This window comes from Actinomadura viridis, assembly GCF_015751755.1.
Classification (GTDB): Bacteria; Actinomycetota; Actinomycetes; order Streptosporangiales; family Streptosporangiaceae; genus Spirillospora; species Spirillospora viridis.
Genome location: NZ_JADOUA010000001.1, coordinates 1,072,647 through 1,088,114 on the forward strand (window position 1 = coordinate 1,072,647; position 15,468 = coordinate 1,088,114).

Sequence of the window (15,468 nt, forward strand, 5' to 3'; positions counted from 1 at the left end):
CGATGGGCCCCAGGTTTTCCGGAGGGGCGGGAGGTGCAACGGTGGCCACGACGCTCGGTGAACGCTCGCGTCCCCTGAAGCCATGGGTCGGCGTTCCCAGCGAGATATCCGACTTCATGCGCCCTCATCTCGACGCGGTGGCCGAGGAGATGATCCAGGAGATCCTCGCGGGCGTCCCCGAATACTCCCGGCCGCAGGACGAGGAGTACTCGCGGCTGGTGCGGCTGGCCGTGGAGGGGGCGCTCCGGCAGTTCGTCGACCTCATCGTCGACCCGGACAGCTCCTGGGAGTCGCTGACGGCCGTCTACCGTGAGATCGGCTGGGCCGAGGCGCGGGAGGGCCGGAGCCTCGACGTGCTGCAGACCTCGCTGCGGCTGGGCGCCCGGGTGGCCTGGCGGCGGCTGGCGGCCGAGTCGGAGAACGTCAACATCTCGCGGCGGACGCTGGCCAGCGTCGCCGAGGCGATCTTCGCGTTCCTGGACGAGATCGCCCGCGCCGCCACCGAGGGCTACACCAAGGCCCGCGCGCAGGAGGCCGGTGAGCTGGAACACCGCCGCCGGCGGTTGCTGGACCTGCTGCTGGCCGAGCCGCCCGCGGCGGGGCAGGCGATCAGCGACCTGGCCCGGCTGGCGCAGTGGCGGATGCCGCGCACCGTGGCGGTGGTGACGCTGTACGAGCGCGGGCGGCGGCCGTTCTCGCACCCGTCGCTGCCGCCCGACGTCCTGGCCGACGTCGACCGGCGCGAGCCGTGCCTGCTCGTGCCCGACCCGGAGGGGCCCGGCCGCGGCCGGATGCTGGAGTCGGCGCTGCGCGACTGGGTCGCCGCCATGGGACCGACCGTCCGGACCGAGGACGCGGCCAAGTCGCTGCGCTGGGCCCGCGAGGCGCTGCCCCTGGCGCGGCGCGGGATCCTGCCCTCCGAGCGGCTGATCCGGTGCGCGGACCACATGCCGGCCCTGGTCGTCTTCAAGGACGAGGAACTGGTGCGCGCGGTGGCGGAACTGCGCCTGGCGCCGCTGAACGACGTCCGGCCCCGGCACCGCGAACGGCTGATGCACACCCTCCTGGCCTGCCTGCAGAGCGGCTTCAACGCCACGGAGGTCGCCGGCCGCCTGCACGTCCACCCGCAGACGGTCCGCTACCGCCTGCACCAGCTGGAAGAGCTGTTCGGGCAGCGCCTCTACGACCCCGAGTCCCGGCTGGAGATGGAGATGGTCCTGACCGTGCGGCTCGCCTCCGGCTCCGAGGACGGCGGAGAGGGGACGGCCGGCGCGGGCTCCGAACCGTCCCCGAAGCAGCCGTAGCCGTAGCCGGGGTCAGGCGTCGGCGGGCTGCCGCTCCGGCGGTCCCGGATCGGCCGCCGAGGCGGAGGAGGAGGCGGGCGGGCCGCCCTGCTCCGGTACGTACGACCGCGAGGCGTGCCGCCCCGCGAAGATCTCCCGCAGCTCGTGCACGACGTCCTCGGCGGGACGGGTGATGATCCCCGCGACCCGGCCCGTGGCCAGGAACACGACCCGGTCGGCCAGCGCCGCCGCCTCCGGGCTCCCGGTGACGGCGACGACCGTCGTGCCCAGCTCGGCCGTGCAGCGGCGCAGGACGGCCAGGGTGGACGCGCTCAGCGGCCCGGTGTCGCTCTCGTCCACCAGCAGCACGCTGGGGTCCGGCAGCAGCGCCGCGGCGCACATGGTGAGGTGCTGCAGGTCGGCGGGGAGGTGCCCGGCCGGGGTGTGCAGGTCCTCCAGCAGCCCCAGGATCCCGGCGACGCGTTCGGCGCGGGCGATGTCGTCCGGGCGGCCGGCGAGCGCCGCGGCCCATTCGAGGTTCTCCAGCACCGTCCGCCCGGGGAAGGGCCGGGAGTGGGAGAGCACGAACCCGACCTCGCCGCGGCAGATCTGCCGCACCTGCTGCGGCAGCCACGGCCGCGCGTCGCCCCGTCCCACGTACACCTTGCCGACGCTGGGCGGCTCGTGCCCGGCCAGGCAGGCCAGCAGGGTGCTCTTGCCGGCCCCGGGCGGGCCCATGATCGCGCACAGCTCGCCGGCGCGGAAGGCCACGTTCACGTTGTCGAGGGCGGGCCGGTCCGAGGGGTCGTAGGTCTTGGTGAGCCCGGTCGTGTACGCGGCCACCAGACAATCGTCGGCCCGCTGCCGGACGGTCCGCTTACGTGCCCTTCTCGGATGGGTGATCCGCGGCATCGACATGCAGCTCCCCCGAAATCGCAATGCATGGTGCGCTTCGTCCTGATTTTGTAGCTATCGACCAGCCTGCACACATTTGCGGATCGGCCGCGTCATTGCCGCGAAGATCTCTGACAAAGAAGGGCGCTCACCCGCGGGCGCGCCCGCGGGCCGAGGGCAGGGGGAGGCCAGGTGCCGCCCGGCCGGAGGCCATGTGCGCGCGGAAGGCGGCGCCGGCCGCACCGCCATTCCACAGTGGTTCATCGTTCAATTGGATTCGGCGGCGGTCCCGCCGTTCCGCGTGAATCGGCCGGGGCGGCCCCGGGCCGCCACGGGGTGCGCCGCCGCCCGCGCCGGCGGGCGTTCGGGCCCGGAGGCCCGGTCGGGCGGGAGGGCGTCCGGCCGCGTACCGGGCCGTACGTCCGGCCGCGTACCCGGCTGTGCGTCCGGCCGTGCCTCCGGGCGCGCGTCCGGGCGTGCGTCCGGGCGCGCAGAGGCGTGGGACGGGCGGTGCCGGCCGGGGGCGGGCATGGAGGACGGGAGGAGGAACGCCACCAGCGCCACGAGCACGGCCAGGGCCACGCTCGGCTTGATCGGCTCCACGCCGTTCCAGGCCGCGTCGGCGTAGGCGGCCGTGCCCAGGTGGGCGGCGCCCAGGCCGTCGAGGAAGGCCGCCATGCCCAGGCCGAGCCCGGCCAGACATGCGATCTGCCGCTTCCGCCAGCGCCGATGGTCCCGTCGTGCACCCAGGCCCCGGACCCCCGACCACAGCAGGAGCAGGCCGGCCAGGGCCGCGCCGGTGAACGACAGCGGCCGGAGCAGCACCGCCAGGTCCCGGTCCCGCGCCTCGGGCACGGCCGTACCACCGCCCGGGGGATCGGCCGCGGGGTCGGCGGCCGGGGAGCCGGGTGCGGGGACCACCGATCCGGAGTCCCCGGCCGTGCTCACCATCTCCGGCGGCGGGCCGAGCAGCCCGGCCACGCCCCGCACCGCGACCGCCAGGTAGAAGAGCGCCGCGCCGATGACCAGGAGGCTGGTCAGCGTCCGGGCCACGCGAGGGCCCAGCGCCGGCGGCCGGGTGGCGAGACCGCCGCGGACGGCCGCTCCATGGCGCAGGATGTTCACTGGTCCCCCTGGACTTCGGATTTCCGGTGCGTTCCTCTTCCGGTTTCCGGTCTGTAGCGAGTGCGGGCACCGAGCGCCCGTTGATCTATCAGCTTGCTGAATGCCCACGTCGGAAGGGGTGTAACCGCGATCAAGCAAGGGATCCTCGTTCTCCATCAAGTGATTGACGGAGATCAGGCCGTGTCCTAGCGTGAGCGCATGCCCGCCGAGGCCGTTCCGGACCGCATCCTCGACGTCGCCACCCGGCTGTTCGCCGCGCTCGGCTACGACGGCACCTCCACCCGCCTGATCGCGGAGTCGGCCGGGCTCAACATCGCCACGGTCGCGTACCACGCGGGCGGCAAGCGCGACCTCTACCTCGCCGTCATGGAACGCGCCCACCAGGCCGAACGCGCCTTCCTGGAAGCCACGCTCGCCGGCCTCCCGCCGGGGGCCGAGGGCGTCCGGCGGCTGGTCGACCGCTACCTCGACTTCTGCCTCGACCACCCCGAGATCCCCGCCCTCTGGATGCACCGCTGGCTGTCGGACGCCGCCGACGTGGCCCATCTGGAGGGCCTCTACGTCAAACCGCTGATCGCGCTGGCGGCCGGCGCGGTGCGCGAGGCGGCCGGTCCGGGCGCCGACCTGGACTACGCCGTGATGACGGTCATCTGGACCACCCACGGATTCTGCCGCGGGGGAGTGCTCGGCCCGGACGGCCGGCGCACCGGCCCGGACGACCCCCGCGAGATCGCCCGCTTCCGCGCCCACCTGCACCGGCTCGCGGCCGGGATGCTGAACCTTCCCGTCCCCTCCCCCCTGACCGAGGAGACCCCCCACCATGGCCGAACTGCCGGAGACCGGGCTCCCGCCCGGCGAGCTGCTGGCTGAGATCGACCGGCTCAAGCGCGGTGACCTGCCCGTACGCGGCGGCCAGGTCACCGCCTACGTCTACGACACCGGCCGCGCCGCGGTGCACGAGGTCGCGGCCCGCGCCTACCTGGAGATGCTGGAGGTCAACGGGCTGGACCCGACCGCGTTCCCCAGCGTCGTCGCGCTGGAGCGCCAGGTGGTCGGCGCGGTCGCCGGACGGCTCGGCGGCGGCTCGGGGATCTTCACCGCCGGCGGCACGGAGTCGATCATGCTGGCGGTGAAGGCGGCCCGCGACGCCCGCCCGGCCGAGGGCGGACGGCCCCAGATCGCCGTCCCCGCGACGGCCCACCCCGCCTTCCACAAGGCGGGCCACTACCTGGGCGTGGACGTGGTCACGGTCCCCGTCGACCCGGTCACCTTCCGGGCCGACCCCGAGGCCATGGCCGCCGCGCTGACGCCCCGTACCGTCATGGTCGTCGCCTCGGCCCCCTCCTACCCGCACGGGGTCGTCGACCCGGTCGCCCGGATCGCCGCCGTCGCCGCGGAGGCGGGCGTCCTGTGCCACGTGGACGCCTGCGTGGGCGGATGGGTCCTGCCCTGGCTCCGGGACGGCGGGCGGGAGGTCCCGCCGTTCGACCTGTCCGTACCCGGAGTCACCTCGCTCTCCTGCGACCTGCACAAGTACGGGTACGCCCCCAAGGGCGCCTCGGTGGTGCTGTTCGGCGACGAGTCGCTGCGGCGGCACGCCTACTTCGCCTCCGCGGAATGGCCCGGCTACACCGTCATCAACGCCACCGTCCAGAGCAGCAAGAGCGCCGGACCGCTGGGCGCGGCCTGGGCGACCATGATGGCGATCGGCGCCCGCGGCTACCGCGAACTCGCCGCGAACGCGATGGAGGCCGCCGAACGCCTCATCGCCGGTGTCGCGGCCATCCCGGGCCTGCGCGTGCTCGGCACGCCCGACGCGCCCCTGGTCGCGGTCGCCTCCGAGGACCCGGAGCTGGACGTCTTCGTCCTGGCCGACCAGGCGCGGTCGCGCGGCTGGTTCTTCCAGCCCCAGCTGTCCTACCAGGGCATCCCGGCGAACCTGCACTTCACCCTGACCGGCGTGAGCCTGGCCGGGGCCGACGCGCTGCCGGCCGCGCTCGCCGAGGCCGCGGAGGCGGCCCGCCGCGCCGGGCCGCCGCCCGTCCCCGACGGCCTCGCCGCCGCGCTCCTCACGCTCGACCTGGACGACCTGGACGACGCGGGCTTCGCCGGCCTGCTCGGCTCCGTCGGCGTGGAACCGGGCGGCGCCGGGCAGCCCGGGATGGCCGTGGTCAACGCCGTGCTGGACGCCCTGCCGCCGAACGTCCGGGAGGCCCTGCTCGTCCGCTTCCTGTCGGCCCTCTACGCGGGCCCCGCCGGGCCCGCGACCGCGGACCCCGGTGTCAGCGGAGGCGGATCAGCCGGGTGAGGAGGGACGGCTCCGTCAGCGTCCGATCCAGGACCAGGGGCACGCTGGCCGAGCCGGCCTTCAGCGTCCCGATGCGCGTCCCCTCGGCCCCGGTCCGCGGCACGTCGCCGTCGGCCCCGATCCGCACGGTCAGGCCGGGCCAGCCGACGACCGTCACCGCGGACGCGGCGCGCAGCGGCGTGGACCCGCCCAGCCCGTCGGAGACCTGCCCCACCCGCGCGCCCGCCCGCGCGAGGGTGACCGACGTGAGCGACTTCCCGGCGGCGGCGAGCAGGTCCCGGCCGACCGTCAGCGCGCCCATGGCACTGGGGGACCGCTGCCCCATCACCGCGCCGTAGAAGGTGGTCGTCACCCCGCCGACCCGCCTGCGCGCCGTGAAGACGTAGTTGCCGCCGGCGGCGTCGGTGTAGCCGGTCTTGCCGCCGACCACGCCGTACTGGCCGAGCAGGATGTTGCCGCCCGGACGCACCGCGCCGCCGTTGCCGGGCACGTAGGCGCGTTCGCCGACGATCTCGGCGAACGCGGGGATCTTCATGGCCGCGCGGAGCAGCTTCACCTGGTCGGCGGCGGTGCTCACGGTGCCGGAGTGGTAGCCGCTGGGGTCGGTGTAGGTGGTGCTCGTCATCCCCAGCGACCGCGCCGCGTCGTTCATCTTCTTGACGAACAGCCGCGGGTCGCCGGAGTCCCAGCGGGCCAGCTCGTGCGCGACGTCGTTCGCCGAGATGACCATCAGGGCCTCGAGCGCCTTGCGCTCGGTCAGCCGCATCCCCGCGGTCACCCCGAGCAGCGATTCGCCACGCGCCGTACGCTCCGGGATCTGCGCGGCGGCCTGCGGCGAGACGGTGTAGACCGGCCCCGGCTGGCCTGTGGCCAGGGGGTGGTCGCGCAGGAAGACGTAGGCGGTCATCACCTTGGCGACGCTGGCGGTAGGCGTGGGGACGCCGCCCCCAGAGGCCCCCATGTTCCCGAGCCCTTCCACGTACAGGGCCGACTGCCCCTGCATGGGCAGCGGCAGCACGGGTGCCGCACCGGGGAACGTGTGGCTGGACGCGGGCAGCGTCAGCCGCATGGTCGGTTCGGGCAGGGGCCGTAGCAGTTGCCCACCAGCCACGCCCGCCAGCAGGACGAGCACGACCACGAACGCGATGAGGCCACGGCGCCGCTTCTTCCGCCCTTTGACCTCCCCGGCCGCGGCCTCGTAAGCGGCGTTGAAGTCCCGCTCCTTGCCGTGCTCCGGGTGGTCCTGCCCGCGGTAGTCATGCTCCGGGTACCGCTGGTACTCGGGCGACGGCGCATAGGCATGGGCATGGTCGTACTCGCGGTCGTACTCCTGCTGGTACTCCTGCTGGTACTCCTGCTGGTACTCCTGGGCCGGAGCGTAGCCCTGCTGCGCGTATTCCTGCTGCGTGTACTCCTGCTGGGGGGCGTACTGCTGCTGCTGATGGTGGTGCGGTGCGTAGTCCTGGGGCGCGTAGTCCTGGGGCGCGTAGTCCTGAGGCGGGCCGTACTCCTGGGCCCGGCCGTAGTCCTGGACCGCCGGGTAATCCAGGGCCGTCTCGTAGGAGGGGTCGTACGAGGGCTCCGGCTCCCGCACGACGTGATGCTGCGGAGGCGCCTGGTTGTGGGGCGCACGGTGATCCGGTGGCGGGGCGAAGCCCTGCTGGAGGGGGTCCTCCGGTTGTTCGGGCTCGCGAGCGTACTCCGGCGGAGGCGGGAAGCTCTGCGGTGGCGTGTACTCGGGAGCCGCCGGACGTTCCTGTGGCGCGGCGAAGTCGCGAGCCGTCTCGGGGGCGGCCGGCGGGGGAGGCGTGAACTCCGGGGCGGGGAACGAGGGCGGTGGCGCGGGGTGGCCAAGGGGTTCGGCGAAGGGCGCGCCGGGTCGTTCCTCGGGCGCCTCGTCGAAGCCCGGCGCATGGGCCGGCGCCTGTGGCGGCGCGGGCGGCGGGGACGGCGGGCCGGGCTCCTCCGGTTGCTCCGGTGTCGGCGGTCGTTCGAGTACGGGCTCCGGCTCCGGCTCCCATGCAGGCTCGGGGGCGGGCTCGGGCTCCACCTCTGCCGCGGGCTCGGGCTCCGGAGCGGGCTCGGGTTCGGGTCCGGGAACGGGGGATCCGGGGCGAGGGCGGGCCGCGGCCACGTCGATCTCCGGCACGGTCTCCGGCGCGACCGGCGGGGCGATCTTCGGGTCGATCTCCGGAACGGTCTCGGAGCCCGACGCCGTGGGCGCGCCCGGCTCCGGCGCGCTCGGCTCCGGGCGGGCGGGCGGGGGCGGGGCCGGGATGGTCCACTGCCCGGCGTTGTTGAAGACCACGGCCGTGGGAACGGGTTCGCCGGCCGCCTCCGGCGCGGTCTCCGGAGCCTTCGCGGCGGCCTCGGGCTCGCCGGAGGACTCCGCGGACTCCGCCGCGTCGGCCGCGTCAACGGGCTCCGGGCTCTCAGCGGGCTCGGACGCCTCAGGCTCTTCCGTGCCCTCGGCGCTCTCGGCGGCGGTCGCCGGGGCGGACGCGGCGGCCGGGCCGTCCTCGTCCGCGCCCTCCTGGCCCGGGCCTTCCTCGTCCGGGCCCTTTCCGCCAGGGCGCTCGGACTCCGGGAGGGTGGAGAACTCGGCGGTCCCCGCCCGGGGGGCTTCGGTGGCGCCGTCCTCGCCGGCCGTCTCGGCGGGTGCTTCGGCCGGATCCTGCGTGGGTGCTGAATCCTGCACGGCGCGACCTCCTCGGCTCGTGGCTCGTGTTCACGGGCGGGCGGAGCGGTCTCGCCGGCTACTCCCCGTACACCTCTGCAGGATGCGTAGTTTAGTCGGAAAGTTCGCTCGATCATGCGAGGACCGCCGTTCCCGGATCGCTCCGTGCGTCCGCGTCAGCGCGTGCCGGAGCGGGGGCGGGGCGGATTGTCGTACCCCGCTGGGACGCTGGATGCGACGGGAGGACTTGACCTCAACTTTCCTTGAGGTCACATCATCCTCTTGTACGCCGCCGGACGGCGGCGGTGAGATGACGATGGGTTTCCCCGGAAGGCGGCGATGGCGTATGGACATGGAGGTCACGGCGTGGATGTCGCTGCACCACGCCATGAACGCCCAGGATGACCGCAGACCCTTCTCCAAGGCCACGCTGAAACGCATCGGCCGTTTCGCCCGCCCGCACCGGCGGCTGCTGGCCTGCTTCCTGCTGTTCAGCGTGGTCATGGCGGTGCTCGCGGTGGCCACTCCGGTGCTGGCGGGCCGGGTGGTGGACGCCATCGTCAAGGGGTCCGACACCGGCACGGTGGTGTGGCTGGCCGTGCTGATCGCCGGGCTCGCCCTGGCGGAGGGCGGGCTGGGCCTGGCCAACCGGTGGCTGTCGGCCAGGATCGGCGAGGGGCTGATCCTCGACCTGCGCACCGCGGTGTTCGACCACGTGCAGCGGATGCCCGTGGCGTTCTTCACCCGTACCCGCACCGGAGCGCTCGTCAGCCGGCTCAACAACGACGTCATCGGCGCGCAGCGGGCCTTCAGCGACACCCTCTCCGGCGTCGTGAGCAACCTGGTGACGGTCCTGCTCACCTTCGTGGTCATGGTCCAGATCTCCTGGCAGATCACCCTGCTGGCGCTGGTCCTGCTGCCGGTCTTCGTCCTGCCGGCCCGCCGCATGGGCTCCCGCCTGGCCCGGCTGGAACGCGAGGCCGCCCGCCACGACGCGGCCATGAGCACCCAGATGACCGAGCGGTTCTCCGCGCCCGGCGCCACGCTGGTCAAGCTGTTCGGCCGGCCCGCCCGCGAGTCCGCCGAGTTCGCCGCGCGGGCCCGGCGCGTCCGCGACATCGGCGTGCGCACCGCGATGGTCCAGCACGTGTTCATCACCGCGCTCACCATGGTCTCCGCGCTGGCGCTCGCGCTGGTCTACGGGCTCGGCGGCTACTTCTCGCTGAACGGCCGGCTCGACGCGGGCGCGGTCGTCGCCCTCGCCCTGCTGCTGACCCGCCTGTACGCCCCGCTGACCGCCCTGGCCAGCGCCCGCGTGGAGGTGATGAGCGCGCTGGTCAGCTTCGAGCGCGTCTTCGAGGTGCTGGACCTGCGGCCCCTGGTCGCCGAGCCGGACGAGCCGCGCACCGTCCCGGACGGCCCGGCGGGCGTCGAGTTCGACAAGGTCACCTTCGCCTACCCCGCCGCCGACAAGGTCTCCCTGGCCTCCCTGGAGGAGGTCGCCACCCTCGACACCCGCGGCGGCGTCGACGTGCTGCACGAGGTCTCGTTCCGCGCCGAGCCGGGCCAGATGGTCGCCCTGGTGGGCTCCTCGGGCGCGGGGAAGTCCACCATCGCCCAGCTCCTCCCTCGCCTGTACGACGCCGACTCCGGCACCGTCCGCCTCGGCGGCGTGGACGTCCGCGAGCTGAGCTTCGCCTCCATCCGCGAGACCCTCGGCATGGTCACCCAGGACGGCCACCTCTTCCACGAGTCCATCCGCGACAACCTCCTGCTGGCCCGTCCCGAGGCGTCCGAGGACGACCTGTGGGACGTCCTCGAACGGGCCCGGCTGAAGGACCTCATCCAGGGCCTGCCCGACGGCCTGGACACCATCGTCGGCGAGCGGGGCTACCGGCTCTCCGGCGGCGAGCGCCAGCGCCTGACCATCGCCCGCCTCCTGCTGGCCCGGCCGCGCGTGGTCATCCTCGATGAGGCCACCGCCCACCTGGACTCCACCTCGGAGGCCGCCGTCCAGGAGGCCCTCACCGAGGCGCTCGACGGCCGTACCGCCCTCGTGATCGCCCACCGGCTCTCGACCGTCCGCGCCGCCGACCTCATCCTCGTCGTCGAGGACGGCCGCGTCGTCGAGCGCGGCACCCACGACGACCTCCTGGCCGCGGGCGGACGCTACACCCAGCTCTACCGCACCCAGTTCGACCAGCAGGCGGCGGTCAAGGCCGACGCCATCGCCTGACACCCGTCGGCAACGCGAAACCCGGTGAGGGCCGGGCCCGTCTCCCGGGCCCGGCCCTCACCGGGTTTCGGAGCCTCGTGGCGGCCGGTTTTCTGCCTCTGGCCAGCGCTGATTTGTTTTGTCCGGATTTGTACGGGTAACCCGCGCAGGACTCCAGCGAACGACGAGGTGAGGCACGATGAACTTGCGGGCCGGCGTGGCCACGGGTGTGGCCATCGGAGCCGGCGGCTACCTGGCCGCCCGGCTGGCGGGCACCGCCCTGCGGCGGTTCCGGCCGGGCCGGCGGCTCGTCGCGAATTACGAGGCGCGGCTCGACCGCGCCGCGCGGCGGCTCGTCGCCAAGGCCGAGCGGGGCGGCCCGCTCACCAAGGCGGCGCTGGCGGGGGTGCGGGCGCTCGCTCAGGGCAAGTCCCCGTTCCGCGCGCTGCTGAGCTTCGGCTGGACGGCGCTCAAGGAGACGCTCGCCGGGATCTTCGGCTCCGGGAAGAAGGTCAAGGTCACCAACATCGTGGAGCAGACCGACATCGGCGCTCCGCGCCGCCTGGTGTACGACCAGTGGACCCTGTTCCAGGACTTCCCGAGCTTCATGAAGAAGGTCGTGAGCGTGAACCAGGTCTCCGACGAGAAGGTCGACTGGAAGGCCAAGATCTTCTGGTCGACCCGGACGTGGGAGTCCACGATCGTGGAGCAGGTCCCCGACCGGCACATCGTCTGGCGGTCCACGGGCGCCAAGGGGCACGTGGACGGGACGGTGAGCTTCCACGAACTCGCGCCGAACATGACGCGCGTGCTGGTGGTGCTGGAGTACTACCCGCGCGGGCTGTTCGAGCGGATCGGGAACCTGTGGCGCGCCCAGGGGCGCCGGGCCCGGCTGGAGCTCAAGCACTTCCGGCGGCATGTGATGACCCATTCGCTCCTGCATCCCGACGAGGTGCGGGGCTGGCGTGGCGAGATCCGTGACAGCGAGGTCGTCTCGTCCCACGAACCCGAGCGGGAGGCCGTGACGACCGCCTGACGGTCCGTACGGCCTCCCACACACCATTGGAGGAACCCCCATGAAACTAGGAGCCTTGGCAGGCAGGCTTCCCACCGACCAGATCACCAAGCGGATCCCCGGGGGACGCAAGAAGGCGTCACCCCTGAACAAGCTGCCCATCGGCAAACTCCCGCTGCCCGCCGGCAAGACCGCCGGTACGGCCGGCGGCGTCCTGCTGGGGCTCGGCGCCGCGGCGGTGGCCGCCCAGGCCACGCGGCGCATCGGCAACGGCCGGCCGCAGGAAGGTGACGGCGAGCAGAACCCCTCCGGGAACGCGGAGAACGCGGAGGACGCAGGCGACACCGAGTCCGACGAGGGCGACGAGCGTGCCGCCGGGGACGGCGAGTCCCAGGACGGCGGCGGCAAGGGCATCTTCGGAGGCATCAAGGACGCGCTCGGCAAGAAGGGCGGCGGCGGCTCCGGCAACAAGGTCAAGGTGACCAACATCGAGGAGCACCTGGACATCGGTGCGCCGCGCCGCCTGGTGTACGACCAGTGGACCCTGTTCCAGGACTACCCGAGCTTCATGAAGAAGGTCGTGAGCGTCGACCAGGTCTCCGACGAGAAGCTCAACTGGAAGGCCAAGATCTTCTGGTCCAGCCGGACGTGGGAGTCCACGATCGTGGAGCAGGTCCCCGACCGCCACATCTCGTGGCGGTCCACGGGCGCCAAGGGCCACGTGGACGGGACGGTGAGCTTCCACAAGCTCGCGCCGAACCTCACCCGCGTCCTGCTGGTGCTGGAGTACCACCCGCAGGGGCTGTTCGAGCGGACCGGGAACCTGTGGCGCGCCCAGGGGCGCCGGGCCCGGCTGGAGCTCAAGCACTTCCGGCGCCACGTGATGACCCATTCGCTCCTGAACCCCGACGAGGTGGAGGGCTGGCGCGGCGAGATCCGTGACAGCGAGGTCGTCAGGACCCACGACGACGCCCTGGCCGAGGAGAAGGACCGGGCCGACGACCACGCCGAGGACGAGGTGGAGGACGAGGCGGTCTACGAGGAGGCCGCCCGCTGACCGACGCCGATCCCGTCCGCGTACGGTGCCGCCTGACCTGAGGGCACCGTACGCGGCGGCCCGGCGACGGCCCGGCTCAGAAGGGCCAGGTGCCGCGCCGGGCCCCCTCGATCCACGGGATGACCGGGTACGCGGAGTCCGTCAGTCCCCGGAACACCAGCCGGTCGGGATCGGGGGGAGGGGCCGGTGCCGCCCGATACCCGCAAGGGGAGAGCCCTATGGGCTCCGGACCCCGCGTCTCGGTGCGGAGCCAGCGCAGGAACCGGGCCGTCCGCTCCGGTTCCTCGCGGGTGGCGGCCAGAACCAGCGAGCGGAACCGGTCCCGGGCCCCCTCCGGCCAGAGGTGGTACGCGTCCTCGTAGCCGATCCGGGTGAGCGCGGTGAGGAACAGCTCGTCGATACGAGCGACGCCTGCAGAACGATCGATGCCGAACCGGGCGTCAGCTCACCGGCCCCACAGGGCCCGAGGGCGTCCGGGCTCCCTGGCCGCTGTGGTAGACCCAGGCGCCCTCGTGCCGCACGAAGCGGCTGACCTCGTGCAGCTTGCCCGGCCGGCCGGCCTGAGTGTAGTGGGCGCGGAACTCCACGGTCCCCTCCGTGTGGAACGGGCTGCCCTCGGTGGTCGCCAGGATCTCCAGGCGCCGCCACCGCAGCCCCGGCTCGAAGTCCAGCCGGTCGGGCCGGGCGGCGGGGTGCCACGTCCGGAGAAGGTAGCCGCGGTCCTCGACGGCGAAGGCGCTGAACCTGGAGCGCATGAGCTGCTCGGCCGTCCGGGCCTGGACCTCGCCGCGATGAAGCCGTCCGCAGCAGTCCTGGAGAGGTGCGGGCAGCCCGCACGGGCAGGGGGCCGTGGAGGGGGCGGGAGCCTGGCGGGACCGGGTACGACGCTTGGACATGTCCCCATTCTGCTGGCACACCCCCACGCCCCCGCCTCCCGGGTCCGCTCCCGTGCGCTGAGGGTGAGTAGACGACGGCCGCACGGGCAGGGGCGGAAGGTGAGCACCGTTGCGCTGGTCGTGATCGACATGATGAACCCGTACGACCACGAGGACGCCGATCTGCTGGCCGCAAGCGTCGAGAAGGTGGTCGAGCCGTTGCGGGACCTGGTCGGCCGGGCCCGCGGGCGCGACGACGTGCGGCTGCTGTACGTCAACGACAACCAGGGGGACTTCTCCGCCTCCCCGGCCGACATCGTCGACCGGGCGCTCCGCGGCCGGCGGCCCGACCTGGTGGAACCCCTCGTGCCGGAGACCGACTGCGCGTTCCTGTCCAAGGTCAGGCACAGTGCCTTCTACGGCACCGCGCTGGAGTACCTGCTCTCGCGGGAGAAGGTGGAGCAGGTGATCCTCACGGGCCAGGTGACCGAGCAGTGCGTGCTCTACAGCGCGCTGGACGCGTACGTACGGCACTTCTCGATCAAGGTGCCCCGCGACGGGGTGGCCCACATCGATCCCGAGCTGGGGCGGGCAGCGCTCCGGATGATGGAGCGCAACATGCGGGCGGAGGTCGTCGCCTCCGCCGACTGCCTCACCCGGGCATGAGAGAAGACCTGCGAGGCGCTCTCCCTGCGCCGGCATTGTCCGGATCAGGTGGCTAGGGGTCGCCTTCCGGCCTCTCGGCTTTCCGGCCTCTCAGCCCTTCCGGAGTTCCCCTCCATCTCTGGAGGTTCCTTCCGGATCGAGCTCCCTCGCTCGTCCCGCAGGCCCACTTTCAGCCTCCCCGGAGCCATCTGGGGGGAAATAGGGGCTTTAGTCCTCAATGTAGGGAGTCGAAGGTCCCGCTCACGCCAGGGAGAGGGTGAGGGGGCCGCCGGGTTCCAGGCCGATCCGGGTGCCGAACCCCGACGAGGCCCGGTCGAGGACGCCGCGCAGCCAGCCCGCCTCGTCGGCGGAGGCCCGCCACAGCCGCAGCCGGCGGGCCCGCAACGGCGTCATGCGCAGTCCGGCCAGGGTGCCGGTGTCGCGGCGGATCGAGGCGCGGTAGAGGAGCCGCAGGTCGTCCCGGTACGCCTCGTACCCCGGGATCCCCTCGTAGTCGTTGACCAGGTCGCCGCAGCCGTACAGGACCAGCTTGCCGTGGTGGACCTCCAGCGGGCGGGGGTGGTGCGAGGAGTGGCCGTGGACGACGTCGGCCCCGCCGTCGAGCAGCGCGTGCGCGAAGCGGGTCTGGCGCCGGGGGACGTCGTACCCCCAGTTGGAGCCCCAGTGGACGGAGACGACCACGATGTCGCCGGGCCGTTTCACCTGCCGTACCCGTTCGAGGACCTCGGCCGCGTCCGCTTCGTCCGGGTCCGCCAGGTAGGCGATGCCGGAGCGGTCCGGGGTCGCCGCCCACGTCGCGGGGACGCCGCTGGAGAGCGATCCCAGGGAGAGGACGAGGACCCGGCCACCGCCCTCGACGGCGGCGGACGCGGGGCGCAGCGCCTCGTCCAGGTCCCGGCCGGCGCCCGCACGCGGCAGCCCGGCGGCGTCCAGGGCGTCGAGCGTCTCGGCGAGACCGCCCCGGCCGAAGTCCAGGACATGGTTGTTCGCCAGCGCGCACACGTCGGGCCGGGCCGCGGCCAGGCAGGGAAGGTTGCCGGGGTTCATCCGGTAGTGGACGGACTTCCCGGGGGCGAAGTCCGAACTGCGGGTGACGCTGGTCTCCAGGTTCAGGATCCGCACGGCGGGCGCGGCCTCGTCCATCGCGGCCAGGGCCTCCCCCCAGGGCCAGCCGAAACCGGCCGGACGCGGGATGTCGCCGTTCTCCTCCTCGGCCAGCGTGACGTAGTCCCGCGCGTCCCGGATGTAGGACTCGCGCAGCTCCGGATCTCCCGGGTGGGGCAGGATCTGGTCCACCCCGCGCCCGAGCATGACGTCACCGCAGAGAAGCAGCGTCACCTGGTCGCCGCCCAT

At 73.4% G+C, this 15,468-nt stretch carries 12 protein-coding genes; 7 read left to right on the top strand and 5 right to left on the bottom strand.

The window, feature by feature from the left end; genetic code table 11:
- The first annotated feature begins 41 nt into the window (after positions 1 to 41).
- Positions 42 to 1,304, top strand: a complete 1,263-nt coding sequence (locus tag IW256_RS04680; protein ID WP_307828734.1) for a PucR family transcriptional regulator — start codon at positions 42 to 44, stop codon at positions 1,302 to 1,304.
- Positions 1,305 to 1,316: 12 nt separating this feature from the next.
- Here IW256_RS04680 and IW256_RS04685 read toward each other — a convergent pair whose 3' ends face one another.
- Together IW256_RS04685 and IW256_RS04690 are read right to left on the bottom strand one after the other, a co-directional pair.
- Positions 1,317 to 2,126: an ATP-binding cassette domain-containing protein gene (locus IW256_RS04685; protein ID WP_197009768.1), complete on the bottom strand. Its 810-nt coding sequence runs from the start codon at positions 2,124 to 2,126 to the stop codon at positions 1,317 to 1,319.
- Positions 2,127 to 2,444: 318 nt separating this feature from the next.
- The gene (locus IW256_RS04690; RefSeq protein WP_197009769.1) at positions 2,445 to 3,302 is read right to left on the bottom strand and encodes a hypothetical protein; all 858 of its coding nucleotides are present in this window, start codon (positions 3,300 to 3,302) and stop codon (positions 2,445 to 2,447) included.
- A gap of 198 nt (positions 3,303 to 3,500) precedes the next feature.
- Between IW256_RS04690 and IW256_RS04695 the strand changes: the two genes are divergently transcribed.
- Together IW256_RS04695 and IW256_RS04700 are read left to right on the top strand one after the other, a co-directional pair.
- Positions 3,501 to 4,172, top strand: coding sequence for a TetR/AcrR family transcriptional regulator (locus tag IW256_RS04695; RefSeq protein ID WP_197009770.1), 672 nt, complete (start codon positions 3,501 to 3,503; stop codon positions 4,170 to 4,172).
- Complete coding sequence (locus IW256_RS04700; RefSeq protein WP_197009771.1) at positions 4,123 to 5,610, top strand: pyridoxal phosphate-dependent decarboxylase family protein; 1,488 nt, start codon at positions 4,123 to 4,125, stop codon at positions 5,608 to 5,610. The genes IW256_RS04695 and IW256_RS04700 overlap by 50 nt, the downstream gene beginning before the upstream one ends.
- Here IW256_RS04700 and IW256_RS42645 read toward each other — a convergent pair.
- Entirely contained in the window at positions 5,585 to 8,308 is a 2,724-nt protein-coding gene (locus tag IW256_RS42645; protein WP_307828735.1) for a D-alanyl-D-alanine carboxypeptidase family protein, read from the bottom strand. The two genes, IW256_RS04700 and IW256_RS42645, sit on opposite strands and share 26 nt — an antisense overlap.
- 325 nt (positions 8,309 to 8,633) lie before the next feature.
- Between IW256_RS42645 and IW256_RS04710 the strand changes: the two genes are divergently transcribed.
- From IW256_RS04710 to IW256_RS04720, 3 genes are all read left to right on the top strand, one after another.
- On the top strand, positions 8,634 to 10,523 hold the full coding sequence (locus IW256_RS04710; RefSeq protein WP_197009772.1) for an ABC transporter ATP-binding protein: 1,890 nt from the start codon (positions 8,634 to 8,636) through the stop codon (positions 10,521 to 10,523).
- A 178-nt stretch (positions 10,524 to 10,701) separates the two neighbouring features.
- The gene (locus IW256_RS04715) at positions 10,702 to 11,538 is read left to right on the top strand and encodes an SRPBCC family protein (RefSeq protein WP_197009773.1); all 837 of its coding nucleotides are present in this window, start codon (positions 10,702 to 10,704) and stop codon (positions 11,536 to 11,538) included.
- 40 nt (positions 11,539 to 11,578) lie between these two features.
- Positions 11,579 to 12,574: an SRPBCC family protein gene (locus IW256_RS04720; RefSeq protein ID WP_197009774.1), complete on the top strand. Its 996-nt coding sequence runs from the start codon at positions 11,579 to 11,581 to the stop codon at positions 12,572 to 12,574.
- Positions 12,575 to 13,014: 440 nt separating this feature from the next.
- Here the strand turns inward: IW256_RS04720 and IW256_RS04725 are convergent, their stop codons facing one another.
- Positions 13,015 to 13,470 carry a YchJ family protein gene (locus IW256_RS04725; RefSeq protein ID WP_197009775.1) on the bottom strand — a complete coding sequence of 152 codons (456 nt, stop codon included), beginning with the start codon at positions 13,468 to 13,470 and terminating at the stop codon, positions 13,015 to 13,017.
- A 99-nt stretch (positions 13,471 to 13,569) separates the two neighbouring features.
- Between IW256_RS04725 and IW256_RS04730 the strand changes: the two genes are divergently transcribed.
- Entirely contained in the window at positions 13,570 to 14,115 is a 546-nt protein-coding gene (locus IW256_RS04730; protein WP_197009776.1) for a cysteine hydrolase family protein, read from the top strand.
- A 240-nt stretch (positions 14,116 to 14,355) separates the two neighbouring features.
- Here IW256_RS04730 and IW256_RS04735 read toward each other — a convergent pair whose 3' ends face one another.
- On the bottom strand, positions 14,356 to 15,468 hold the full coding sequence (locus IW256_RS04735) for a CapA family protein (RefSeq protein WP_197009777.1): 1,113 nt from the start codon (positions 15,466 to 15,468) through the stop codon (positions 14,356 to 14,358).

What these genes read in the sequence shown, in the direction of transcription:
- IW256_RS04720 (WP_197009774.1), top strand. Translation starts at nt 11,579, where the DNA reads ATGAAACTAGGAGCCTTGGCAGGCAGGCTTCCCACCGACCAGATCACC.
- IW256_RS04715 (WP_197009773.1), top strand. Translation starts at nt 10,702, where the DNA reads ATGAACTTGCGGGCCGGCGTGGCCACGGGTGTGGCCATCGGAGCCGGC.
- IW256_RS04695 (WP_197009770.1), top strand. Translation starts at nt 3,501, where the DNA reads ATGCCCGCCGAGGCCGTTCCGGACCGCATCCTCGACGTCGCCACCCGG.
- IW256_RS04710 (WP_197009772.1), top strand. Translation starts at nt 8,634, where the DNA reads ATGGACATGGAGGTCACGGCGTGGATGTCGCTGCACCACGCCATGAAC.
- IW256_RS04735 (WP_197009777.1), bottom strand. Translation starts at nt 15,468, where the DNA reads ATGGGCGGCGACCAGGTGACGCTGCTTCTCTGCGGTGACGTCATGCTC.
- IW256_RS04700 (WP_197009771.1), top strand. Translation starts at nt 4,123, where the DNA reads ATGGCCGAACTGCCGGAGACCGGGCTCCCGCCCGGCGAGCTGCTGGCT.
- IW256_RS04725 (WP_197009775.1), bottom strand. Translation starts at nt 13,470, where the DNA reads ATGTCCAAGCGTCGTACCCGGTCCCGCCAGGCTCCCGCCCCCTCCACG.